General features: G+C 60.3%; 19 protein-coding genes and 1 pseudogene. 7 read left to right on the top strand and 13 right to left on the bottom strand.

What is annotated here, in order from left to right:
• Positions 1-17 precede the first annotated feature (17 nt).
• On the bottom strand, positions 18-1,064 hold the full coding sequence (locus BLL42_RS03055) for a class I SAM-dependent methyltransferase (RefSeq protein ID WP_071550733.1): 1,047 nt from the start codon (positions 1,062-1,064) through the stop codon (positions 18-20).
• A gap of 597 nt (positions 1,065-1,661) precedes the next feature.
• Between BLL42_RS03055 and BLL42_RS03050 the strand changes: the two genes are divergently transcribed.
• On the top strand, positions 1,662-2,207 hold the full coding sequence (locus BLL42_RS03050; RefSeq protein WP_071550732.1) for a DUF4174 domain-containing protein: 546 nt from the start codon (positions 1,662-1,664) through the stop codon (positions 2,205-2,207).
• A gap of 272 nt (positions 2,208-2,479) precedes the next feature.
• Here the strand turns inward: BLL42_RS03050 and BLL42_RS03045 are convergent, their stop codons facing one another.
• Genes BLL42_RS03045 through BLL42_RS03035 form a run of 3 tightly spaced genes read right to left on the bottom strand, consistent with a single transcriptional unit; the run spans position 2,480 to position 5,078 of the window.
• Entirely contained in the window at positions 2,480-3,661 is a 1,182-nt protein-coding gene (locus BLL42_RS03045) for an acetyl-CoA C-acetyltransferase (RefSeq protein ID WP_071550731.1), read from the bottom strand.
• 23 nt (positions 3,662-3,684) lie between these two features.
• Positions 3,685-4,344 carry a CoA transferase subunit B gene (locus tag BLL42_RS03040; protein ID WP_071550730.1) on the bottom strand — a complete coding sequence of 220 codons (660 nt, stop codon included), beginning with the start codon at positions 4,342-4,344 and terminating at the stop codon, positions 3,685-3,687.
• A gap of 35 nt (positions 4,345-4,379) precedes the next feature.
• Complete coding sequence (locus BLL42_RS03035) at positions 4,380-5,078, bottom strand: CoA transferase subunit A (protein WP_019689787.1); 699 nt, start codon at positions 5,076-5,078, stop codon at positions 4,380-4,382.
• Between the two features lie 147 nt (positions 5,079-5,225).
• Between BLL42_RS03035 and BLL42_RS03030 the strand changes: the two genes are divergently transcribed.
• On the top strand, positions 5,226-6,110 hold the full coding sequence (locus tag BLL42_RS03030; RefSeq protein WP_071550729.1) for a LysR family transcriptional regulator: 885 nt from the start codon (positions 5,226-5,228) through the stop codon (positions 6,108-6,110).
• 1,021 nt (positions 6,111-7,131) lie between these two features.
• Positions 7,132-7,464: a hypothetical protein gene (locus BLL42_RS03025; protein ID WP_071550728.1), complete on the top strand. Its 333-nt coding sequence runs from the start codon at positions 7,132-7,134 to the stop codon at positions 7,462-7,464.
• A gap of 218 nt (positions 7,465-7,682) precedes the next feature.
• Here BLL42_RS03025 and astA read toward each other — a convergent pair whose 3' ends face one another.
• The 7 genes and pseudogenes from astA to BLL42_RS02990 all read right to left on the bottom strand — a co-directional run bounded on the left by astA (position 7,683) and on the right by BLL42_RS02990 (position 14,967).
• Entirely contained in the window at positions 7,683-8,717 is a 1,035-nt protein-coding gene (gene astA / locus BLL42_RS03020; protein ID WP_071550727.1) for an arginine N-succinyltransferase, read from the bottom strand.
• Positions 8,718-8,748: 31 nt separating this feature from the next.
• Positions 8,749-9,765 carry an arginine N-succinyltransferase gene (locus BLL42_RS03015; protein WP_071550726.1) on the bottom strand — a complete coding sequence of 339 codons (1,017 nt, stop codon included), beginning with the start codon at positions 9,763-9,765 and terminating at the stop codon, positions 8,749-8,751.
• Between the two features lie 129 nt (positions 9,766-9,894).
• Positions 9,895-11,245 (bottom strand): annotated as a pseudogene (locus tag BLL42_RS03010) (APC family permease).
• Between the two features lie 135 nt (positions 11,246-11,380).
• A complete protein-coding gene (locus tag BLL42_RS03005; RefSeq protein WP_071550725.1) occupies positions 11,381-12,133 on the bottom strand; it encodes an N-formylglutamate amidohydrolase in 753 nt (250 codons plus the stop codon).
• Positions 12,117-13,469, bottom strand: coding sequence for a type I glutamate--ammonia ligase (locus tag BLL42_RS03000; protein ID WP_071550724.1), 1,353 nt, complete (start codon positions 13,467-13,469; stop codon positions 12,117-12,119). The genes BLL42_RS03005 and BLL42_RS03000 overlap by 17 nt, the downstream gene beginning before the upstream one ends.
• Positions 13,466-14,110, bottom strand: a complete 645-nt coding sequence (locus BLL42_RS02995) for a cysteine hydrolase family protein (RefSeq protein ID WP_071550723.1) — start codon at positions 14,108-14,110, stop codon at positions 13,466-13,468. Before BLL42_RS02995 ends, BLL42_RS03000 begins: the two co-directional genes overlap by 4 nt.
• 2 nt (positions 14,111-14,112) lie before the next feature.
• The gene (locus tag BLL42_RS02990; RefSeq protein ID WP_071550722.1) at positions 14,113-14,967 is read right to left on the bottom strand and encodes a MurR/RpiR family transcriptional regulator; all 855 of its coding nucleotides are present in this window, start codon (positions 14,965-14,967) and stop codon (positions 14,113-14,115) included.
• A 256-nt stretch (positions 14,968-15,223) separates the two neighbouring features.
• On the opposite strand from BLL42_RS02990, the gene cobF reads away from it, so the two are divergent.
• Positions 15,224-15,991, top strand: coding sequence for a precorrin-6A synthase (deacetylating) (gene cobF / locus BLL42_RS02985; protein WP_071550721.1), 768 nt, complete (start codon positions 15,224-15,226; stop codon positions 15,989-15,991).
• A gap of 9 nt (positions 15,992-16,000) precedes the next feature.
• Here the strand turns inward: cobF and BLL42_RS02980 are convergent, their stop codons facing one another.
• Complete coding sequence (locus BLL42_RS02980; RefSeq protein WP_071550720.1) at positions 16,001-17,338, bottom strand: substrate-binding domain-containing protein; 1,338 nt, start codon at positions 17,336-17,338, stop codon at positions 16,001-16,003.
• A 216-nt stretch (positions 17,339-17,554) separates the two neighbouring features.
• Positions 17,555-18,367, bottom strand: a complete 813-nt coding sequence (gene xthA, locus BLL42_RS02975) for an exodeoxyribonuclease III (protein ID WP_071550719.1) — start codon at positions 18,365-18,367, stop codon at positions 17,555-17,557.
• 347 nt (positions 18,368-18,714) lie between these two features.
• Here xthA and BLL42_RS02970 point away from each other — a divergent pair, with 347 nt between their 5' ends.
• The 3 genes from BLL42_RS02970 to BLL42_RS02960 all read left to right on the top strand — a co-directional run bounded on the left by BLL42_RS02970 (position 18,715) and on the right by BLL42_RS02960 (position 24,826).
• Complete coding sequence (locus tag BLL42_RS02970; RefSeq protein ID WP_071550718.1) at positions 18,715-19,365, top strand: GNAT family N-acetyltransferase; 651 nt, start codon at positions 18,715-18,717, stop codon at positions 19,363-19,365.
• A gap of 65 nt (positions 19,366-19,430) precedes the next feature.
• The gene (locus BLL42_RS02965; protein WP_071550717.1) at positions 19,431-21,158 is read left to right on the top strand and encodes an autotransporter assembly complex protein TamA; all 1,728 of its coding nucleotides are present in this window, start codon (positions 19,431-19,433) and stop codon (positions 21,156-21,158) included.
• Positions 21,155-24,826 (top strand): translocation/assembly module TamB domain-containing protein, encoded by a 3,672-nt coding sequence (locus tag BLL42_RS02960; RefSeq protein ID WP_071550716.1) that lies wholly within the window; start codon positions 21,155-21,157, stop codon positions 24,824-24,826. Before BLL42_RS02965 ends, BLL42_RS02960 begins: the two co-directional genes overlap by 4 nt.
• Positions 24,827-24,905 lie beyond the last annotated feature (79 nt).

Genomic DNA, 24,905 nt, shown 5'->3' with positions numbered 1-24,905 from the left:
GAAGGATGCCCCTGCGATTATTTACGCGCCTCCAGAATCAGGTTGAACGGCGTCTCTGCTGCCCGGCGGAAATGCTTGAACCCGGCCTGGGTGAAGACATCCCGCAGCCGTGCTTCTCCCGCTTGGGCCCCGAGCCCCAGACCGACTTCCTGAGACAACGAGTTAGGCGTGCAGATGAACGTCGACGCAGCGTAGAACAGCCGTCCTACCGGGGTCGCGTTCTCGTCGAGTTGGTCATTGGCATAGGGCTCCACCAACAGCACCGTTCCATCGGGTTTGAGCGACTCATAGGCGTGTTTGGCTGCACCCACCGGGTCGCCCATGTCGTGGAGGCAATCGAAGTAGCAGATCAAATCGTAGTCATTGCCGGGGTAGTTCTTCGCAGTGCCTTGAACGAAGCGTACGCGATCGGCCACGCCACCTTCTTCAGCGCGTAGGGTGGCAGTGGTGATGGACGGAGCGTGATAGTCGAAGCCGACAAAATTCGAGGCCGGAAAGGCTTTGGCCATGACCACCGTTGACGCGCCGTGGCCGCAGCCGACATCCGCGACCTTGGCCCCGGCTTGCAGTTTTTCCACCACGCCTTCAAGTGCGGGTAACCACTCGCCGACCAGGTGTGCGCGGTAGCCGGGCCTGAAGAAGCGCTCGGTGCCGCTGAACATGCAGCTATGGTGATCACCCCAGGCAAGGGCACCATTGCCACGCATGGCCGCGATCAGTTTGTCTTTGTCATGGTAAAACGAGGCAATCACCGAGGCGCCGCCTGCGACATAAACCGGTGAGTCCTCGACCGCCAGCGCCAGGGCTTGCTCTTCTGGCAGGCGGAATTTCCCGTCGACGTGTTCCATGTAGCCAGAGGCTGCGTGGGCGCTGAGCCATTCGCGCAACAGTCGCGCATTGCAACCGGTCTTGCCGGCCAGCGCTTCGGGGGTGACGGGTTGGTTGTCGGCCATGGCCCGGTACAAACCGAGTTCATCGCCCAGGATCACGTTCGCGAGCATCGCTGCGCCGCCCATGTCGGAAATCAGTTTGCCCATGAAGTCATTCAGTTTGGCTTCGTCCATAACGGTCCTCCTGAAAAAAGGCCACCGGCGAAGGGGCGCGTGTGCAGAGACAGCGACCTTTCAGGCGGTAGTCGGATGGATGATCAGGGCGACCTTGCAGGCGCGTTGTGACGCCAAACCGTCTGCCACGCGAATGCCCGGACACAAGGTATGTCCGGGCGAGTGGGACGCGAAAACGTCGTCCTGCATGATGTCACTGTGGGGCAGTGCCCCACAGGACGATTACGAGTAGCCAATGGCTCCAGCGTCGAGAGCGAGGTTTATCGACAACTCGCTGCTTACGGACCCGGATTTGGCAACGCCCCCCCTACGGGGGACAAATTAAGTGTAGTACGCGATTGAGCATTGTGCCGTGTGTCGAGGGGTGAGCGGTGCGAGCCTGGACAAACGGAGTGGCCTAAGCCGTGTCGCTGGATACGGTTGCGGATTAAGCCCGCTGACCTAAGCTTCGCAACATGGCGATAGAAATTTCAGGCGGCTGAGTCGGGTCTGTTGACGTTTGGCATCGCAACGCGGTTCGGCAACAAACGTCAACAGACCCTGAATCTTTCGCTTTGATGCGCAATCATAAAGCGTGGAAATCAAAAGGAGATGCGCATGCTCATTCGGTCATTGACCCTCGCTACTCTACTCGCTGTCGCCGGCCCTTTATTCGCCGCGGACAACGACACGCCCCTGGCCCAGGAACTCGGCAGGAATCGGCCGCTGATTGTCATCGCTCCCAGCAGCATCGACCCGACACTGGTCAGCCTGAAAAAGTCCCTGGCGGAACCGGCCAACAGCCAGGCCTTCAAAGAACACAGTATGGTGCTGTACACCGTGGTCAACCTCATGGGCCAACGTGACGGCAAGGACCTCGATGCACAAACCACCATGGCGCTGATTCGCGAGTTGAAACTGGGCGTCAGTGGCGAGACCAAGGTCATTCTGGTGGGCAAGGACGGCGAGAAGAAACTCGACCACCTCGGGCCGATAGAGGCCAAGGATATATTCGCCACCATTGACCAGCTTCCAGCCGCCGAGAAAGAGGCTGTGCCACCCGCGCCGCCGCCCGTAGAGGCTACACCGACCAAGGGCAAAAAAGGAGGGAAAGCAGGCAAAGCTGAAAAACCGGCAGCACCACCGCAACCCTTGGACGATTGATCATCGCGACCGGCATGCGGTGCTGAACCAACAACAAGAAAAGATCGTCCGAACGCGGCCCGAACCTGCGGCAGCTCCTACGCCGGGCGGTCGAATCTGTACGCAAATCCGTAGGAGCTGCCGCAGGCTGCGATCTTGGCGATGCCGCACGCGCCGAAAGTCTTGGGTATACGTCGAAAAAGACCCGGCGCAACCGAAGTCGCGCCGGGTGTGTTGCCAGTCAGCGAGCGGATATCGTGGGTCCGCTCGCTGGCTGTTGAACGCGTGCGGGCTTAGGCTCGCTCGATTGCCAGGGCCACGCCCTGACCGCCACCGATGCACAGGGTGGCGAGGCCTTTCTTGGCGTCACGCTTGATCATTTCATGCAGCAAAGACACCAGCACCCGGCAACCTGACGCGCCAATCGGGTGACCCAAGGCAATGGCGCCACCGTTGACGTTGACCTTGCTTGCATCCCATTCCAACTCTTTGCCGACCGCCAGCGATTGCGCGGCGAACGCTTCGTTGGCTTCGATCAAGTCCAGTTGATCGAGGCTCCAGCCGGCCTTGTCGAGGCAGCGGCGGGTCGCGGAAACCGGAGCAATGCCCATGATCGCCGGGTCGACGCCAGCATTGGCGTAGGCGGCAATTTTTGCCAGTACCGGCAAGCCCAATTGCTTGGCCTTGTCGGCGCTCATCAGCAACACCGCAGCGGCGCCGTCGTTGAGCGAAGAGGCGTTGCCAGCGGTGACGCTGCCGTCTTTTTTGAAGGCCGGCTTGAGCTTGGCCAACGACGCTGCAGTGGTCTCGGCGCGGGGTTGTTCGTCGACCGCAAAGGACAACGGATCGCCTTTGCGCTGCGGGATCAGGATCGGCGTGATTTCGTCGACAAAACGCCCGGCTTCGATAGCCGCCGTGGCTTTTTGCTGCGAAGCGGCGGCGAAGGCGTCCTGTTCCTCACGGGTCAGGTGGTACTTGTCCACCAGGTTCTCGGCGGTGATGCCCATGTGGTAGTCGTTGAATGCATCCCACAGACCATCACTGATCATGCTGTCGATCATTTTCGCGTGGCCCATGCGCAGACCGGTGCGAGCGGCCGGCAACACGTACGGTGCCAGGCTCATGTTTTCCATGCCGCCAGCGATGATCACCTCGGCGTCGCCGCAACGAATTGCTTGCGCGCCCAGATGCAGCGCCTTGAGGCCCGAGCCGCAGACCTTGTTCAGGGTCAGCGCCGGAACGGCGTGGGGCAGGCCGGCGAGGATCGACGCCTGACGTGCCGGGTTCTGGCCGCTGCCCGCGGTCAGTACCTGGCCGAGGATCACTTCATCCACCAGGTCCGCCGCCAGACCGGTTTGCGCCAGCAACTGACGAATCACTGCGGCACCGAGTTCCGGCGCCGGGATACTGGCCAGCGACCCCTGAAAACTGCCGATGGCGGTACGGGTAGCAGCGACAATCACGACTTCTTGCATCGAATTTCTCCTCAGGGTGCGGTTCAGGCGAACTGCATTTCCGGAACATGGTCGGGAACGATCAATTTGCCAGCAGTCTTGCTGACGATTTCCTCGACGCTCACACCGGGTGCACGTTCCTTGAGGATGAACGCGCCGTTTTCGATTTCCAGGTAGGCCAGGTCGGTCAGCACGCGCTTGATGCAGTTGGCACCGGTCAGCGGCAGGCTGCAACGTGGCAGCAGCTTGGACTCACCGTCCTTGGAGGCGTGAGTCATGGTGACGATGATGTTGTCTGCGCCGGCCACCAGGTCCATCGCGCCGCCCATGCCCTTGACCAGTTTGCCGGGGATCATCCAGGAGGCGATGTTGCCCTGTACGTCGACTTCAAAAGCGCCGAGCACGGTGAGGTCGATGTGGCCGCCGCGAATCATCGCGAAAGATTCGGCAGAGGAGAAAATCGACGCGCCAATGCGTGCGGTGACGGTCTGCTTGCCGGCATTGATCATGTCGGCGTCGACTTCGTCGTCCGTCGGGAAGGCGCCCATGCCGAGCAGGCCGTTTTCCGATTGCAGCATGACTTCCATGCCTTCGGGGATGTAGTTGGCGACCAGGGTCGGAATGCCAATGCCGAGGTTCACGTAGTAGCCGTCTTTCATTTCGCGGGCGACGCGTTGAGCCATTTGTTCGCGGGTAAGAGCCATTTTTTATTCTCCACTGTTCGGGCTGGGGGCGAGGATCACTTGCGCACGGTGCGTTGTTCGATGCGTTTTTCGAACGTGCCGCAGATGACCCGGTCGACGTAGATGCCAGGGGTATGGATCTGCGAAGGGTCCAGCTCGCCGGGTTCGACGATCTCTTCGACTTCAACCACGGTGATCTTGCCGGCGGTGGCCGCCAGTGGGTTGAAGTTCTGCGCGGTGTGGCGGTAGATCACGTTGCCGAAGTGGTCGGCTTTCCAGCCTTTGACGATGGCGAAGTCGCCGGTGATGGATTCTTCCATCAGGTACGGACGGCCCTTGAACTCACGGATTTCCTTGCCCTCGGCCACCGGAGTGCCGACGCCGGTGGCGGTGAAGAACGCCGGAATGCCAGCGCCGCCAGCGCGCATTTTTTCCGCCAGGGTGCCTTGCGGGGTCAGCACGACTTCAATCTCACCGCTGAGCAGTTGTTTCTCGAACAGGGCGTTTTCGCCGACATAGGAGGCGACCACTTTGCGGATTTGCCGGTCTTCCAGCAGCACGCCGAGGCCAAAACCATCGACGCCGCAGTTGTTGGAAACCACGGTCAGATCGCGGGTGCCTTTGCGCTTGATCTCGGCGATCAGGTTTTCCGGAATGCCACACAATCCGAAGCCGCCAGAGATCACGGTCATACCGTCTTCGAGGCCTGCCAGAGCCTCCTCATAGGAACTCACGCGCTTGTCGAAACCTGCCATATGCACCTCTTTTATTCTGTGTGGGCGGCTGGCTAGCCGTATGTAGGGAGTGTTGCTCTATCAGATTAATTTGATAAGTTGATTTTTAGGGTTGATTGATAGATAAAACTCAGCAATCGGTTGTAATCAGCATGGTGAGGAACGGTGATGACAGTCAAGCAGATCAGGGCGTTTTTGGCGGTGGCGCAGAGTTTGAGCTTTGCGGTGGCCTGTGAACGGTTGCACCTGTCGCAGTCGGCGCTGAGTTTGACCATCAAGGCCCTGGAAGACGGACTGGGCGGGCGGCTGTTCAGCCGCACGACACGCAATGTTGCGCTGACCCCGGAAGGCGAGTCCCTGCTGCCGCTGGCCCGGCGGTTGATCGCTGACTGGGACAATGCCGAGGATGAAATGCGCCAGCGTTTCACCCTGCAACGAGGGCGAGTGACGCTGGCGGCCATGCCATCGTTTGCCGGCAATTTGCTGCCGCCGATCCTCAAGACCTTTCGGGCGCGTTACCCCAAGGTCAACGTCACGGTGAACGATGTGATCAACGAGCAGGTACTGGAAATGGTCCGTGATCGCCAGGTGGAACTCGGTGTGGCCTTCGAGCCGATGCAGAGCTCATCGTTTGTATTCACCCCGTTGTACATCGACCGTTTCGTGGCTGTTGTGCCAAGTGATTCGCCGCTGGCCGAGCGCGCCGAGATCGACTGGCAAACCCTGTTGGAGCAGCCGTTTATCACGTTGCAGCGGCCGTCGACTGTGCGGGTGATGCTTGAAGAGCACTTGCTGGCGCGGCAGATGAAGCTGCCGGTGGAGTTTGAGAGTCATCAGTTGGCAACCGTCGGGCGGATGGTTGCCAGTGGGCTTGGTGTCAGTGCGGTGCCGGCGTTGTGTGCCGAGCAGATGCGCGAGCTTGGCGCTTGCTGCATTACCTTGAGTGATCCGGTGATTGAGCGGGCTATTGGCGTGTTGACCAAGCCTGGTCATGAGCTGTCGGCGGCGGCGCAGGCGTTGTTTGACATTCTCAAAGGCGAAGTCCATCTGTAGGAGCTGCCGCAGGCTGCGATCTTTTGATCCTGGCGGCCTGACAGCCGACCAATCTCTTGCAGGTGTACATTTCCGTTTCTGCGGTAACGGCCACTTACGGTTTCGCTCTTACAGCGAGTCCCTTTTTCAGACGCCAAAAAGGAACCAAAAGGCTTCGCCCCAAGCGTACGGCACCTCGCCTAGGCTCGGCGTACCCTCGCTCCGGTGTCCATCAGGGGGCATCGCCTACGGTCTGCTGCGCGACGACCTCCTCTCGATGTGTCCGGCTGCGCCGTACGGCGCTGCGCGCCAACCCCCTGATGAACACCTCCACTCGGCCTCCCGAAGGGGCGGGTGGATCAAGATCAACAGCAACAGCACGGCGGCCTACCGGCCGGCCTGAGTGGTTGGGGCGTGTACGACTTTAGATGCTGATCGTTCCCACGCTTTGGACTGACCCCGAAAAGTTGGACGATTGTAGGTCTACGCTCGTAGCAGCTGTCGAGCCTGCGAGGCTGCGTTCGAGGACGAAGTCCTCGCAAATCCTGAGTGCACGGTTTTCCCGAAAGAACGCGGTGGCTGATTTTACGACCGCTGCGCGGCCGAACGCCGCCTCGCAGGCTCGACAGCTGCTACGGGCGTAGTTCTGCGTGGCATTTCAAAGTTGTGTAGATTTCTATGCCCGCGAAGGCGGTCGGTCAGGCGGTGAGGTTTCCGGGCGAACTCGTCGGAGATTTCCCGCATGTTGCGGCGGTGTTCATGAACTGGTTTGAAATGAGCTTCATCGATAGGCTTCAGGTGTCACTGCACATTCAGTGACAGGGTGTAGGAACCCTTCGAAACCATGAGAGACGCGTAAGCGTCGACACCTGATTTGCGGCCGTTACTGTGTGCCCGTAAGATCAGTTGCGGCGGCTATGCGCGGGCACGCTTCGGTGTGGTCGAGTTTCTCTGGTACTCGGTATTCCTACCCCGCGTATAGCTGCCACCCAAGCCTGTAGGAAGGCCGATGGCAGCTTCCATACCTACTAGAGGCTTGAATATGAATACCTACAACCCCGATCCACCCTACGTCCCGCCCACTTCCCACCCTTCCAACCGATACATGGCCCTCACCAGTAACTGCTGTGACATGCCGACCCTGTTCGTCGATACCCACGCGCCGCTTGATATCCTGCTCAGCGCAGCCGGTTATCGCATTCGTGCGGTGACTCAGGTGCTGGAGAACCTGGCCATGCGGGGGGAGATTGCCAGCGACTCGGTGATCCTCAACGACTTCGCCTTGCTGTGCGCCATTCCGTTGCGTGACGGTTGTGATCTGCTGGATGTACTCGGGCGGCGGTTGCCGGAGCCAGCTTCGGATTCAGTTCAATAGAGTGTTCAGTGCGGTCCGTCTTTTTTTCAATTCTGCGACAGGTTTTTCACGAATCGCTCACATACTGGAGCGCAAATTGAGCTGACAAAAGGATTTGACCCCATCAACAGAAAGCCCGCCATGCGCGGGCTTTTTGCTTTTTGCTTTTGATTGGGTTTGTGGCGAAAGGGTTTGCTGCAGGGGCCGTGTTGGCACATCAATAGCGGGCATTTGGCACATTATGCGGCAACCGCCTGCCGCTGTTGCTTGAGCAAAGGTACGGCGCGCACCGAGCTGCCTGTTTGCAATTGCAGGCGTTTGGCGGTCAGGCGATCGACCAGCAAGCTGTTGCCGACCAGTCGGGCGCGGGCAGCGGTGATGCGGCAGTTTTCCAGGCGTTGGTTATGGATCAGCCAGAGCGGTGCATTGTCGTCAGGTGTGCCGACCACCAGGTCCAGCGACTGGCTGTTGCGCACGGCACGGATCTTCGAGACCTGGGCTTCGATGACCGGACCGCCGTCGAAGATGTCGATGTAACCCTTATGGGAAAAGCCTTCGTTGCAGAGGATTCTGCGCGCCGGTTCGGCGTTTTGATGGGCCTTGCCGATGACCGCCTGAGCTTGCTCGGTGAGCAGGCAAGTGTACAGCGGCTGACGTGGCATCAGCTCGGCGATGAACGACTTGTTGCCGAGCCCGGACAGGTGATCGGCGTGGCTGAAATCCATTTTGAAAAAATGTCGGCCCAGGCTGTCCCAGAACGGCGAGCACCCTTGCTCGTCGGTGCTGCCGCGCAGCTCGGCGATCAGTTTTTCGCCGAACAAGTGCGGGAACTCGGCGACAAACAGCAATCGCGCGACCGACAGCAGTCGGCCGTTATGGCCCTGACGCTGATCCGGGCGCAGGAACAACGAGCAGATTTCCGATTGGCCGGTCATCTCATTGTTGAGAAACAACGTCGGGATCTGTCGGCGGATCCCCAGGTCGGCCGAGGTGTTGACCGTCAACCCGACGCGGTAGTTGTACCAGGGCTCACGCAGCCCGACGGCACCTGCCAGGGCGCTGACGCCGATCACTTGCTGATCGTCGTCTTCGAGCACGAACAAGTAGTCGGCGTCGGCCCGTTCAACCTGGCCGGCAAAGGTCCGCTGCGCCCAGCGTACGCGCAGGGTCAGACGTTCCTCGTTGGCCGGCAGTGTGGTGAACCCCGGGCCGGCGCGGCGTGCCAGCGCCAGTAACGCGGGCAGGTCGGTCATTTGAACCGGGCGCACGATCATGATGGAGTTCCTTGAGTGCGGAAGATCTGCTTCATAGCGCGATCAGCCGAACCGGGCTGCCGTTGTCCAGTTGCAAGGCGTCAAGCTGGGTGGCGTCGAGCAGGACGGGCTCGTCCGCGCTCCAGTCCAGTTCGGCGACAATCGCCCGGTAGTTTTCCAGTGCGTCATTGCTCAGCAGGTACAGCGTCTTGCCGCCGCTGTGTGAGCTCAAGTGCGCAACTGCAGTGCGGCTCTGGGCGATCGAACGAATACTCGGGGTGCGCGCAAACAGCGTTGGCCCACCGTCGAACAGATCAATGTAGCTGTTGGTCTCGAAGCCTTCACGTTCAAGGATATCGAAGGCTTCCTGGCCATCCGGATGAATCCGGCCAATACACACCTGAGCGCTTTGCGGCAGCATCGGCACGTAGATCGGGTAGTTCGGCATCAACTCGGCGAGAAAGGTTCGGTTCTGCACGCCGCAGAGACGTTCGGCCTCGGCATAGGGCAGGTCGAAAAAGTGCTTGCCCAGCGCATCCCAGAACGGCGATTCACCTGCGTCGCTGCTGTAGCCGACGATTTCGGTAATCACCGCGTCGGAAAAGCGTTGAGGATGGGCGGCGATGAACATCAGCCGGGCCCGTGAAAGCATTTCCGAGGATGGCGTGCGCTCAAGCTCGGTGTTGACGTGAAAACCGCGCAGCAAGGTGTGGGCGCTGAGGTCCTGGCATAACGACAGCGCCGGCACCCCGTGCTGAATATTCAGCTCGCGGGACTCACTGGTGAACGGGCGGTTGCGCAGGCTGTAGAAGGGCTCGTTGAAACCGGCGGTCGCGAGGACTTCCGAACAGCCCAGCAGCCGTTGACTGGCGAGGTCCTCCAGCACAAAAAAATAGTTCTCCGGGCCATTGCTCCTCACGTCACTGGCAAACGATGCGCAGGAAGCGAGAATCTTCTGGCGCAGGCGCTCGGTGTCGTCCGGCAATGAGGTGACGCCCACCAGGCTGTCACGCGCAAGTTGCTGTAACTGAGGCAGGTCGGATAACTGAACTGGACGTAAGGCCAGCATGGATGCACTCCTGTATCAAAGGGTCTGATGCCAGGCATCAGGCTTGACTATCACTGTCGGTTCCCACGCTACAACGGCGGTCGGCTAACCCCTGTCAGCGACCGCTCGACTTATCAAACACGGGCCTTTTCAACTATTGGAGGGATCTGGCAACACGGTGCTGGCGCCGATTCTGTTGAGGAAAAACAGGTAGACCAGACCCACGGCAATCCAGATGCCGCCCAGCTTCTGCGCATCGACGCCCATGTTGTACAGGATGGCGCTGACGATGATGAAACCGATCACCGGGCAGATCAGATGGCGAATCACCTGGCCGGACTTCTGTCGACGCCAGTAAGTAGTTGATCACGGTCAGGTGCAGCAGCATGAAGCCGCTCAGGGCCCCGAAGTTCACCAATGAAGTCAGGGTGTCCACCGAATTGATGAACAGGTAGCAGATCAGCAGCGACAGCACCGCCACCAGATAAATGCTGACGTACGGGGTGTTGTGTTTGGGGTGCACCTTGGCCAGCACTTTGGGCAGTTTGCCGTCCCGTGCCATGCCAAACAGCAGGCGCGACACGGCGGCTTGCGAGGTGATCGCCACCGCCACGCCCCAGGCCAGCGCCGTGGCCACGCCGGTGACAGTCGCCAGCCAGCTGCCGGCGGCGATTTCGGCGATTTCATAGAACGCGGTATCGGCGGACTTGAAGCCCATGCCGGCGGCCAGGTCCGTAGCGATCCAGGTCTGCACGACGAAAATCACCCCCATCACCACCAACGTGATCAACGCGGCTTTGCCGACGCTGCGGCCGGGATCGCCCTTGATCTCTTCGGCCAGGGTCGAAATGGCATCGAAGCCCAGGAACGACAACACTGCAATCGACACCGCCTGCATCAGCAACGCGAAGTTGAAGTGCTCAGGGTTGTACAGCGGCGCCAGGGTCAACTGGCCGTTACCGGCACCCCCGTGCAAGGCGGTCCAGGCATAGAACAGAAAGATCCCCAGCACCACCAGTTGTGCCAGCAGAAAGATAATGTTCATCCGTGCGGTAAAGGTGATTCCCCGCAGGTTGACGAAGGTCGCGCTGACCAGGAAGGCGAGGATGAAACCGACCTTGGGAATGTCCGGGTACAGGTGATTCAACGCCATCGCCGCATACACGTAGAGCAGCGGCGGGATCAGCAGGTAGTCGAGCAGCATCAGCCAGCCGGCGATAAAGCCGACATGCGGGTTCAGCCCGCGTTGAGCATAGGAGTAGACCGAGCCGGCGATCGGAAAGGCCCGCGCCATGCTGCCGTAACTCAATGCCGTGAACAGCATTGCCACCATGCCGATGATGTAGGCCAGCGGCACCATGCCGGGTGCCTCCTGGTTCACGTAGCCATACACCCCGAACGGGGCGATGGGGATCATGAAAATCATCCCGTAAACCACCAGATCGGTCAGCGACAGGCTGCGTTTCAACTCTTGCTTGTAGCCGAATTCTTCTATTTCCATGAAGCAGTTCTCCTTGTAAGCCACTACGGCACGGTGTTTGAACCTGGCAGGTCAAAACACCCTATGGCGTTTGTTATTGTTGTGATACATCCCTGTTTTTCTGCAGCTTGAAACTGTTCGCTTGAGGCCGTGGCTCTACAGCAGCGGCGCCAGATAATCGCTCCAGGTCTGGACCGCCAGCCGATTGCGCAACAGGTCATTGCGCACCTCGATCAGCACCGAGTCGATGCCACGGGCATCGCCGTGAACCGGCACCGTCATGTCTGCTGCCGGATTGATTTTATAGGGCTGATTGCCGGCGACCCGCAGTGAATGCCTGGCCAACCCGTCGATCAGCCGTTTCGCATAATCCTCGGCCTGCCCATACAGCACACCGGTTTCCAGTGCTCGGGGCTGGCCGAAGTAGATCGGCGTGAAGCTGTGAATGCCCACCAGCCGCACCCTGCGGCCCTCGGCCACGCGTGTATCGATCAGTTCGCCAAGGCGTGTGTGAAACGGCTCAAACAGGCATTGGCGCCGGTACTCGCGGGTCGCCTCGTCGAGGTCCTGATTGCCGGGCACCTGATAAATTTCGCTCTTGGCCGGGATGCTGTCCGGGGCCTGCAACGGGCGATTGAGGTCGATCAGCAGGCGGGAGTAATTGGCCGCCAGCAGGGTCGCGCCGAGGGCTTTGGACAGGCTTTCGGCCAGCGCCAGCGCGCCGATGTCCCAGGCAATGTGTGCGTGCGCCGCCTCGCGGCTCAACCCCAGATCGTTCAATGCCGGCGGGATGTAGCGGCTGGCGTGTTCACACACCAGAATCAGCGGGTGCTCGGACGCTTCCCGACTCAGGCTGTAAGCCGGCTCGGTGTAGAGCCCACGTTCAGTAGACTCAGTAGAGGCGTGCATAGTGCTCACACAGTTCGGCGGGCGACAGGTGTTGGGTCAAGGCAAGTTCCTCGATTTTGACGGCGAAGTAGGTGTCGAGCAACGCGCGCGGCAGGGCTTCAAGCAAGGCCTCGCTGCTCCGCAAGTGGCTCAGGGCCTGAGTGAGTGACGCGGGCAGGGCGACGATACCGCGGCGCTGGCGTTGTTCTTCATTCAGTGAGTCCGGGACTTCATCGGTGATCGCGTTTAGCGCCAGGCGTTGCTCGATGCCCAGTCGGCCGGCAATCAGCACGGCGGCCATCGCCAGATGAGGGGAGGCCGTGGCGTCCATGGCACGGAATTCGAGGTTGTATTGTGCGGCCTCGGATTTGCCGCCGAGGCTCATGGTCGGACAGATACGCAGCGAGGCTTCACGGTTGCGTTGACCCAGGCACGCGTACGACGCACTCCAGTGATGCGGTTGCAGGCGCTCATAGGAAATCGGTGTCGGTGCCGTCAACGCGCAGAGTGCCGGCAGGTAGCGCAGCACGCCTGCGGCCCAGTGCTGGCCAAGGGTCGACAGACCATTGGCGGTCCCGGCGTCATACAGCACGGGATGGCCGGACAGGTCGTGCAGGCTCAGGTGCAGGTGTACGCCGTTGCACACCGCGTGCTCGGAAGTCTTGGGCGCAAAGCTCAGGTTCAGGCCCATTTGCCGGGCGATCTCGCGCGTGATCTCGCGCACGTTGACCGCGCGATCGGCCGCCGCAACACCCTGGGTCGGCCGGCAGGTGATTTCGTATTGGTGTTTGCCATATTCCGGCAGGAACATTTCCGGCTCGGCCCCACCTGCGCGCAGGGCGCTGAGCAGCCAGCCGCCGAACGCTGCGCCCTGACGCTGGGCCTCCAGCGAAAATGCCAGATGCTCGGCCTGGGCGCTGTCGGTGGTGAGGTTGAATTCGTGCTCGAAGGCCGAGGTGATCTGCAGCCCCAGTTCGTCGTGGTAACGCTGCACTTCATTGCGCAACAGTGTCCGTGGGCAGGCAGCCCACGGGCGACCGTCGGTTTCGCAAATGTCGCCATGGATAAAATCCAGGGCCGGTGCACTGGCATCGGGGCCGTTGCTGACGGTCACGCGGCTGGCGAGATCAGGGATCAGCCGCAAGTCGCCGTAGGCACCCCACGGGTTGCTTGAGGCGATGATGTCTTGCGGGGTCAGCGCACTGTTGGCCGGGACCCAGCCGCAACCGGCGGCCTGGTAGTGCTCCAGTTCATCAGTGGGAAACGACCGGCCGCGGGTCACGCCGATCAGGTCTGTGGTGACGATGGTGGTCATTGCCACGGGCGTCAGGGGCTCACTGTTGTGGGTGCGACTCATGCCTGCAACGCCTGCAAACGGTCGAGCACAGTCTGCGTGTCGGTGATCCAGCAATAGCCCTTGATTGCGTTCAGGCACGCCAGATGGCGTTGCTCGGTGTAGGTCGCGCAGGCGTCTTCGACCAACGTCACCAGATAACCGCGGTCAGCGGCATCGCGCACGGCCATGTCGACGCACTGGTCGGTGACGATACCGGCGATGATCAGGTGGCGGGTTTGCAGGTTGCGCAGCACGTAGTCGATGTGGGTCGAGTTGAAGACCCCGGAGGAGGTCTTGGGCAAGACGATTTCGTTCTCGACCGGTGTCAGTTCTTCGATGATCGCGGCTTGCGGGCAGCCTTTGGGCAGGTGCATGTCCGACAGTTTGTGGTCCAGCGAGCGGTCGCGACCATCGGCGGTGAGGCTTTCGATAATGGTATGCAGGACGTTCTGCCGAGCCGTGCGCACGGCGGCCAACAGCCTGAGCTGGTTGGGAATCACCTGTTGGCGGGTGCGCTTGAGGAAGTACTCGGCGTCAGGTCCTTGCAGATGAGGGTCGAACTGCGGCTCAAGCCAGGCACGCTGCATGTCCACCAGCAGGAGCGCAGTGTGCTCGGTAGCAAACGGCAGGTCGCGGGGTGAGTGATGGGGGAGCATAAACATCCTTATTTTTCCTCCAGCAGGTGAGTGGTGAAATCGCTTCGTAGCGCGTCGATACCTTCCAGTCGCTCGGCAAGATCGGGGCAACGCAGCGTCAGGCAGGCAATCAATGCTTCGACCTGGGCCAGCGCCGGTACCAGGGTGTCGAAGGCCGACGCCGACTCCACGGGGGCGGTGATCACCAGATCTGCCATCTCGCGCAGCGGCGAGGCGTAGATGTCGGTGAACAACACGACGCGCGCATGCCGGCTCTTGGCCGCGCTGGCGACGCGCAGTGCCTGGGATTGATAGCGTCGATAGTCGAACACCAGCACCACGTCCTGGCGTTGAACATCGAACAGGCGATCGGGCAGTTGTGCGTTGTCTTCCAGGGCGAAGCAGCCTGCACGCAACAGGCGCAAGTGATTGAGCAGGTACTGGGCGAGGAAGCTGCTGAAGCGTCCGCCGAAGCAATGCACCTGATGCCGTACATCGAGCAGCCATTGCGCCAGAATGCGCACATCTTCCGGTTGGGTCAGGGCCTGGGTTTCGAGCAGGGCGCGGTGACTGCCCGCCAGATAATGGGTCCAGGCATCGTCTTGCTTGAGGTGCGAACGCGGTTGCAACAGCGCGCTGGGCGAGCGCAGCCGGTGATCCATGTCGCTGAGGAGCGTGTCCTGGAAATCGGCATAGCCACCGAAGCCGAGCTTTTTCACCAGTCGCACGATGGTCGGATCGCTGACGCCGGCATGCTCGGAGAGACGCGACATCGGGCCCAGCCCGTTACGCGGGTACTGGTCCAGCAATGCACGTATGACTTTGCGTTCCGACGGCGTGAGGTCCAGGCCGGGATCGGTGATCCGGTCTCTGAGTGAGGGCATCCGAGCTCCTGCTGCAGGCTGTGTTGCTTTTATTTCATAATCCGTTAAATCAGTATTTATGTAATTTATGCTACATGTCCAGTGAATTTTTTCATGTGTCTGAAAGCACCAAAGTGGGGCGGAAGTCTTGTCTGACGGGGCCTGCGGGGGTTTCGATTGATGTTGTACGCTAGTGCTTCAGTTCGTGTAGGAAACTGGCGTATTTTCCTATGGATGAGCCGTTGGACACGATTACGCACAGCAAGGTGAAGCCTCCATGAAGCAGCTACTGGTCATCGGCATCGGTGCCGGCAATCCCGAATACATCACGATGCAGGCGGTCAACGCCTTGAACCGGGTCGATGTGTTCTTTCTGATGGATAAGGGGCAGAGCAAGGACAAGTTGATCGACCTGCGGCGAGAAATCTGCAAGCGCTACATCACCGATCCTGCTTATCGCTTCGTCGAGGCCCACAGCCCCGAACGCGTGCGCAGCGATGTGGACTACGACGCCAGCGTCGTAGACCTGAACCGTGACAAGCAACAGACCTTTGAGCGTTTGATCAACGAAGAGATGAAGGACGACGAGTGTGCGGCGTTTCTGGTGTGGGGCGATCCGTCGTTGTACGACAGCACCCTGCGCATCTTGCAGGCGATCCTCGATTCGGGTCGTTGTACGTTCAACGTCGAGGTGATTCCGGGTATCAGCAGCGTCCAGGCCTTGGCGGCGCAGCACAAGGTGCCGTTGAATCGCATTGGGCGCTCCATTGAAATCACCACCGGCCGCCGACTGGCTGCGGGCCAGGTCAGCGATGCCGACAGCCTGGTGGTAATGCTTGACGCAGAAGATTCCTACCAGCAGGTTGCCGATCAGGAGCAGCAGATCTACTGGGGTGCCTACCTTGGCACACCGGATGAAATCCTCATTTGCGGCAAGCTCAAAGACGTTGCCGAAGAGATTGAGCGGGTCAGGAAAGCTGCGCGGTTGGCCAACGGCTGGATCATGGACACCTATTTATTGCGCAAGCCTGAATCGCCAGAATGAGCGCGGCTGTCAGTAAACCCAAACTTCCACCCGGCGATTCTTGATCCGTCCTTCATCGGCACTGTTAGCCGCCACCGGCATTTCGGCTCCGAAGCCACGAATCTCGCGAAACACCACGCCGCTTTTTACCAGCTCGCGACGTACTGCCATGGCGCGCAGCTTCGATAGCAGGGCGGCCCGCTGCGAGTCGGTCTTGGCATCGCCGAAGCCGACCAGTGTCACCTGCTTGTTCAGTTTGTCGTGTTGCCTTAAATAGTCGAGTACGCGCGACAGGTCCTGCCGAGCCTTGTTGTCCAGACTGGCGCTGCCTTCTTCGAAGCGAAAATTCACTGTGAGTCGTTGTGCGTGATCGATGATTGCCCGGTAGCCGTCAGGCATCTGCGGGCCCGGCTCGACGTTTATGGCTTGCACGGACTGCGCGATAAAACCATTGGCGGCAACAATCGCCTGACCCTTGCTGCTCTGGGCGAATGTCACCAACGCTTCGGCCCAAGGATTCTGGCCATTGGGCGGCAAATAGAAATACAACCGACGCGACAGCGGATAGTCCTCGGTGGCGATCAGGCTGTTGAGCGGCAACATCGGTTGCGAGTCACCATCGACAATCGCCACGGCCTTGGCCTGACGCACGTAAGGCAAGCCGATGAAACCGATGCCTTGCGGGTCCTGGCTGACCGCATCGGACAGCTGTTCGCTGGACTCGAAGCGTTTTGCCGAACTGGCCAGCGCTTTCCCGCGATGGCTCAGAACCAGTTCCTTGAAGGTGTCATAGGTGCCCGAATGGTCATCCCGGGCATAGAGGTGTATCGGCCCACCGGTGCCGCCGAGTTCGTCCCAGGCTTGTACTTCACCACTGAAAATCCGTGCCAGTTGTTCGGTGTTCAACTGAGTCAGCGGGTTTTGCGGATGCAGGATGATCGCCAGGCCGTCGATGGCGATGACCTGCTCGGCGCTCGGGCTTTTCAGGTCGCCGAGGGCTTCGAGGTCGACCAGTTCGCTGTCCTTGATCGGACGCGAAGACGCGGCCAGATCGGCGCTGGCATTCTTCAGTGCGATGAACCCGGTGCTGGACCCATGGGCGGCGATTTCCGCGATCACCCGCTGACCTTGGGCCGTCTGGCCGACAATCCGCTGTTCGTTGTTTGTGTCCGAGACTTCGCTATGGACCTTCAGCAGGCCTTGTTCCAGCAACAACCCCTTGGCCAGCGCCGGGCCAAGGGCCGCGCCAATGGTGTTGGAGCCTTGAATGCGCAGGGCGGGGCCGCGCTCGGGTGTCGGCAGCGCAGCGGCGGTGGCAGAGAGAGGAAGTAAACCGCAGAACAGCAGCGGTAACAGGATACGCAGCATCGGGCCGACACCTTTTAAGGTCAAAGGACGTGTCGGGAGAATAAGACAGGGAGGTGACACTTACATGACATCGGGCCTGCTCGCCGAATGACGTGTCCCACGTAGGAGCTGCCGCAGGCTGCGATCTCTTCGCGTGTGCCGCCAACGATCAAAAGATCAAAAGATCGCAGCCTTCGGCAGCTCCTACGTTGTTGGGGTTGGTCCGAGTGCTGTGGATCAGCTCAGCTCAAGCCAGATCGGCGCATGGTCCGAGGGCTTTTCCATGCCGCGTAGTTCGTAGTCGACACCGGCGGCCTTGACCCGTGGCAACAACCCTTGAGACGCCATGATCAAGTCGATGCGCAGGCCGCGTTTGGGCTCGTCTTCAAAGCCACGGCTGCGGTAGTCGAACCAGCTGAAACGGTCTGTCACGTCCGGGTTCAGGTGACGGAAGCTGTCCACCAGGCCCCAGTTCTTCAAACGGGCCATCCACTCGCGCTCTTCCGGCAAGAAGCTGCACTTGCCGGTTTTCAGCCAGCGCTTCATGTTGTCCGGACCGATGCCGATGTCGCAGTCTTCCGGGGAAATGTTCACGTCGCCCATCACCACCAGCGGCTGGTCATTGCTGAATCGGGTTTCGAGCAGCGTCTGCAAGTCGTTGTAGAAGCGCTCCTTGGCCGGGAATTTGGTCGGGTGGTCGCGGCTTTCACCTTGTGGGAAATAGCCGTTCATGATGGTCACCGGCACGCCGTTGGCATCGGCGAACGTACCCCAGATGAAGCGGCGCTGGGCATCTTCTTCATCGCTGGCAAAGCCTTTGTGTAGCGCCAGCGGCGCCTGACGCGACAACAGGGCGACGCCGTAATGACCTTTTTGGCCGTGGTAATGCACGTGATAGCCCAGCGCCTGAACCTCGGCGAGCGGGAACTGGTCGTCATGCACCTTGGTTTCCTGCAAACCGATGACGTCCGGTTGGTGCTTCTCGATCAGTGCCGCCAACTGATGGGGGCGGGCGCGCAGGCCATTGATGTTGAACGAGACGATCTTCATGGTCGGCAGTCCTGGCAAAACTGCGATGCTAGCTGACATGTACGAAGTCAGCCAGCATGGCAGTAGTCTGGATGCACTGCTAATGTCCTTCAGTGTGGGAACGATCACCGCTACGCCGGGTTCGTACTAACAGGAGCGGGGCCTTTTGAGCCGCGCCCAGAGGAGCATAAGTATCTACACATCTCTGATGACCGCCACATCTCTCGTAGGAGCTGCCGCAGGCTGCGATCTTTTGATCTTCGGCGTCCTGCAGACGCCAAAAGATCGCAGCCTGCGGCAGCTCCTACAGGTGATCTGAGCGGAACTTGGGGATGTGTAGATACCGATGCCAAGGGAGATAAACCGCCATGCCTGAAACCTCTAACGCGATTGCCGACGTCCATCGGCTCGACAGCGGCTATTCGAGCGAAGCGCGCTCCTTGCTGTACCACGCTTATCGGCATGAGCCGGTCTTCAAGTTTCTGTTCGAGTCCGAGCGTCCCGGCTATGAGCACCGGGTGCGGGCCACGGTGCGCGAACTGGTCAAACAGCATTTCTTGCAGGATTTGCCGGCGATCGGTCTGGTGGTCAATGACCGGTTGATCGGCATCGCGCTGATCGCACCGCCACAACGTCGCCTGGGCATCACCGAGAGCTGGGCCTGGCGCTTGCGGATGGTGCTGAGCACCGGATTGCGTTGCACCCGACGTTATCTGGAGTATCACGCGGCGGTGGCGGCCTGCCTGCCATCGGACTCGGTGCATGTTCTGCCGTTGCTGGGGATTCATCCGGAGTTTCAAGGCCAGCACTTCGGCGAGCAGTTGCTCGCAGCCGTGCATAACTGGTGCGCAGTCGATGAGCATTCCCAGGGCGTCGTACTCGACACGGGAAATCCGCGTTATCTGGAGTTCTATAAGCGTCAGGGTTATGAGGAAATTGGCGAGGTGGCTGTAGGGCCTATTCTCGAACACGTGTTTTTCCACGCCAATCCGCAGGTGTTACACAGCGCAACGGGTTGAGGTCGAACTATTGTTCAGATTGTTCGCTCTATCACGTCCCCACGCTCGTGATAGCATCCGCGCCTATGAAGTTTCCAGGAAGATTTACCAGCGGCTTGCTCGTGCTGTTCAGCAGCGTAGCGGCCCTGGCGCAAAGTGAATTGGACGTCAGGATCAAACCGTCCAACGATGAACTGAAGGCCAATATAGAGGGCTATATCGGCGGCCTCGGCGATCGCGATGAGGAAGCCTTGTTGCGCTTTCGTCGTGGCGCCGAAGAGCAAGCGCGCAAGGCTGCCCAGGCCTTGGGTTATTACCAGCCCCATATAGAAAGCGAAGTCAAAAACGGTGAGTCGCCACGGTTGGTGTTGAACATCGACCCCGGCGAACCGGTGCGTTTGCGCAACGTGACCATTCGCGTCGACGGTCCGGCAGCCGCCCTCAAATCCTTCCGTGTACCCCACAGCGACCTGCTCACAGCCGGTGCTGTGCTCAATCACGGCCGCTACGAAGACGCCAAACGGCTGATCCAGAATCAGGCTTCGCGCTTCGGTTTCTTCAGTGGGCGCTTTACCAGCCAGAAGCTATTGGTCGACCCTCGGGCTGGGGTCGCGGACATCGAACTGATTTACGACAGCGGCCCGCGTTATGCCTTGGGCAAGGTCAGTTTTACCGGCGATACGCCGTTCGACGAAGACCTGCTGCAACGCATGGTGCCGTTCAAGAGCGGCGCGCCTTATGATTCCGAACTGATCGCCGAGCTCAATCAGGCGCTGCAATCGAGCGGCTATTTTGACGCGGTACGGGTGGATGCAGCGCCGACCGCTGCGGCCAGCGAGGTGATTCCGGTGGCGGTCAAACTCGATACGCGCAAGCCGCGCACCATGGGCTTGGGTCTGGGCTTTTCCACTGACGTCGGGCCGCGGGCCAAGGCCAACTGGACCCGGCACTGGGTCAACGCAGAAGGTCACAGTTATGGCTGGGAAGCGGAAGTCTCGGCGCCACGGCAGAACGTCGGCCTGTGGTACGACGTGCCACTGGATCCGCCGCTCACCGACAAACTGCGCTTTGCCGGTGGTTATCAATATGAAGAGCTGGCCAACACCGACAGCCTGAGCAAGTTGCTGACCCTGGGCCCTGAATGGCACAGCAAATTGCCCAGCGGCTGGCAGCGAGTGATTTCGTTGAAATGGCAGCGTGAGGAATATCGCCTTGGCGACGATTCGGGCCTGAGTACCTTGCTGATGCCCGGCATCAGTTACTCTTATCTGCGCAGTGACAACCGCATCGACCCGCACAACGGTTATCGCTTGCAATTCGAGAGCAAGGTGGCCAAGGAAGGGTTGGGTTCGGACACCAACGTGGTGTATGGCACTGCATTGATCAAAGGCATCACCACGGTGTGGGACAACCATCGGTTCCTCGCTCGCGCGCAGTTCGGTGGCAGTGCCACCAATGGCTATCGAACCATTCCGCCGTCATTGCGCTTCTTCGCCGGTGGTGATCAGAGCGTGCGCGGTTACGACTACCAGAGTTTGTCCCCGGTAAACTCTGACGGCGATCGCGTGGGCGGGCGTTACATGGTGGCGGGCAGCGTCGAGTATCAATATTCCATCGCCGAAAAATGGCGGATCGCAACCTTCGTCGATCAGGGCAACTCGTTTAACACGCTGGAGCTGCCGAGCCTCAAGACCGGGGTGGGTATCGGCGTGCGCTGGGTCTCGCCGGTCGGGCCGATCCGCCTTGACCTAGCCCATGCGCTGGACGATCCCGGTGGTATCCGTTTGCACTTTTCCATGGGGCCTGAGCTGTGATGCGTGGTGTGAAAATAGCGCTGCTGGCGATGCTCTCGCTGGTGGTGTTGCTGGTGCTGACAGTCGGCGCCTTGCTCGGAACGCAAGCCGGCAGCCGTTGGGCACTGGGTCAGGTGCCGGGTTTGAGCGTGGAGAATTTTCAGGGACGCCTGGGCGGCCAGTGGAGTGCCGATCATCTGCTGTGGCAGCAAGCGGACAGTCGGGTTGAGTTGAGTAAACCGGTGTTTGTCTGGTCGCCACTGTGCCTGCTGCGCATGACGGTGTGCATCGAGCAACTGAAAGCCGAGCAAGTCATTCTGCAATTCGCTCCGAGCAGAGAAGCCAGCAGCGGGCCGATCAGCCTGCCTGAGTTGAAATTGCCAGTGGCGATCCAGTTGGATGAGGTGCAGATCGGCCGCCTGTTGCTCAACGGCAGCGAGCAGCTCAAAGACCTGCAACTGGCTGCGCGCTGGACTGCCAAGGGCTTGCAGATCGAATCCGTGCATCTGCAACGCGATGACTTCAGTCTGGACCTGTCCGGGCTGCTGCAACCGACCGGCAACTGGCCGCTCAGCGCCGAAGGTAAACTGACGTTGCCGGCACCAGGTAAAGCCCCCTGGTCGCTGGCGTTGAAGGTCGATGGCGACTTGCTGAAAACCCTGAACCTCAACGCTGACAGCAGCGGTTACCTGAAAGGTCAGCTGACGGGCGAGTTGCAACCGCTGGTGGAAAACCTGCCGGCCAAGGTGCGGATAACTGCTGATGGCTTCAAGGCCAGCGCCGACTTGCCAGACACTTTGCAGCTCAATCAGTTGGAACTGACCGGCAATGGTGATCTGAAAAGCGGTTACCTGTTGCTCGGTAAAGCAACATTGCCGGCCGAGCAAGGCCCGGTCGCGTTGCTGCTGCAAGGCAAGGTCGACGCCAAGGGCGCGCAGATCACCGGGCTCGATTTGAGCGCCAACGACACGCAAAGCCTGAAGCTGAGCGGGCAGCTCGATTGGTCCGAGGGCCTGAGTGCCGAGGCGAAAATCGATTGGCTGGACTTCCCGTGGCATCGGCTCTATCCGCTGATCGACGAACCCCAGGTGGCGCTGCACAGCTTCAAGGGTGAAGTGTCCTACCGCGACGGCAACTACCTGGGCAACTTCAAGGCGGCGCTGGATGGCCCGGCCGGAGCGTTCAGCCTGAGCAGCCCGTTCAGCGGCGACCTGACGAAAATCTTCCTGCCAGAATTCAAACTGGCTGCCGGGCAGGGCAAGGCGGAAGGGCATTTGAACCTGCAATTCGCCGATGGCATTGCCTGGGACACCGCGCTGGACCTGTCGGCGATCAACCCGGCGTACTGGCTGGCGGAGTTGCCGGGGACTCTAGCCGGCCCTTTGCGTAGCCAGGGTGAAATGAAAAACGAACAACTGAGCCTCAACGCCGACCTCGACCTCAAGGGCAAGCTGCGCGGCCAACCGGCGATCCTGCAAGCCAAGGCCGACGGCACGGGCGAGCGCTGGAACCTCAGCGCGCTGCATGTCCGACTGGGTGACAACCGCATCGATGGCAGCGGCAGTCTGCAACAGAAACTCGCGGGCCAGATCGACATCAAGGCACCGCGTCTCGGCCAGCTCTGGCCGCAGTTGCGCGGTCAGCTGAACGGTCGGGTCGAGGTTGCCGGCAATCTCCAGGCACCGCAAGGCAAACTCAGCCTGCAAGGCGTGCAGCTGGCGTTCGAAGACAATCGCCTGCAAAGCCTGAACCTCGACGCCAGTCTCGACAACGTGCAACGGGCGAAGATCGACCTCAAGGGTAGCGGCATCCAGGTGGGCGACAGCCAATTGGGCACGCTGACCGCCAGCGGCCAGGGCAATATCAAGAGCCAGAAGCTGCAACTGGACCTGCAAGGTCCGCTGCTGAAACTGGCGCTGGGTCTCGACGGCAATCTGGATAAAGGCAATTGGCGCGGACGCCTGGCCAGTGGCGACATACAGGCCGGCGGCCAGGACTGGAAGCTGCAAAATCCGGCAAAAATCGAACGTCTGGCCGACGGCAAGCTGACCTTCGGCGCTCATTGCTGGATGTCCGGGCCAGCCAGCCTGTGTGGCGAAGATCAGCGATTGATGCCCGAACCGAAACTGCGTTACCACCTTAAGCAGTTCCCGATCGACAGCCTCGCGCAATGGTTGCCCAAAGACTTCGCCTGGCAGGGCAAGCTCAATGCCGACGTGCAACTCGACCTGCCGGCCAGCGGCCCGAAGGGCCAGATCATGGTCGATGCCAGCGGCGGTACGTTGCGCATGAAGGAAAAGGATCAGTGGCTGGATTTCCCATACCAGACGCTGAAACTGACCAGCACCCTGAACCCGAAACGCATCGACACGCAGCTCGACTTCGTCGGTGGCAAGTTGGGCGAGCTGATGGTTCAGGCGCAGATCAATCCGCTGCCCAAGAACAAGCCCTTGAGCGGTTCGTTCCGTCTGAGCGGCCTGGACTTGTCGGTGGCGCGACCGTTCTTGCCAATGGTCGAGAAACTGGCCGGGCGCTTGAATGGCAGCGGCAGTTTGTCGGGCGGACTGCTGGCGCCGCAGGTTAATGGCAACCTGACGCTCAGCGACGGTGAAATCTGGGGGCCGCAACTGCCGACGCGTTTCGAGGCGTTGCAGCTTCAGGCGCAGATTGCCGGCGAGAGCGTGCAGCTCAACGGCGGCTGGAAAAGCGGCAAGGCCGGGCAGGGCAGCTTGAGCGGGCATGTTGCCTGGGGGCAGGCGTTGGTGGTGGATCTGAGCCTCAAAGGCACACAATTGCCGGTGACGGTCGAGCCGTACGCCGCGCTGGAGGTGGCGCCGGATCTGAACATCTCGATCAACAACGACAAACTGGCGATTGTCGGCAAGGTGCAGGTGCCCAGGGGCGAGATCACCGTGCGTGAGTTGCCGCCATCGACAGTCAAGGTGTCCGATGACACAGTGATCGTCGGTCACCAGACCGAAGCGGGCAAACCGCCGATGGCCATGGCAATGGACATCGATGTGGTGGTGGGCGAGGACAAGCTCAGTTTTGCCGGTTTCGGCCTGACGGCGAACCTGCAAGGTCATGTGCACATCGGTGACAACATGGACACTCGCGGCGAGCTCTGGCTCAACGATGGCCGTTATCGCGCCTATGGCCAGCGCTTGACGGTACGGCGTGCACGGCTGTTGTTCGCCGGTCCCATTGATCAGCCTTATCTGGACATCGAAGCGGTGCGCCAGACGGACGATGTGATCGCCGGTATTCGCCTGAGCGGCAGCGCCGAGCAACCGACCACGCAGATCTTCTCGGAGCCGGTGATGAGTCAGGAGCAGGCATTGTCCTATCTGGTGCTCGGGCGCCCGCTGAGCAGTAATGGCGAAGACAACAACATGCTTGCTCAAGCTGCGCTGGGACTGGGTTTGATGGGCAGTTCCGACCTGACCGGCAGTTTGGCCAAGGATTTGGGCATTCAGGACTTCCAACTCGACACCCAGGGCAGCGGCACCACCACCAGCGTGGTGGCCAGCGGCAACCTCTCCGAGAAACTCAGTTTGCGTTATGGCGTCGGCGTATTCGAACCGGCCAACACCATCGCCTTTCGCTACAAGCTGAGCAAAATGGTCTACCTGGAAGCCGCCAGTGGCATTGCCAGTTCGCTGGATATCTTCTACAAGCGGGATTTCTAAGCCTCCCAAAATCAAAAGATCGTCCGAACGCGGCCCGAACCTCCGGCAGCTCCTACGGGTGTACACAAAACCCCTGTAG

It is taken from the genome of Pseudomonas frederiksbergensis (assembly GCF_001874645.1).
Lineage (GTDB): Bacteria > Pseudomonadota > Gammaproteobacteria > Pseudomonadales > Pseudomonadaceae > Aquipseudomonas > Aquipseudomonas frederiksbergensis_B.
Note: the sequence above shows the minus strand (reverse complement) of the source record. Positions and strands in the feature narration are given on the sequence as shown.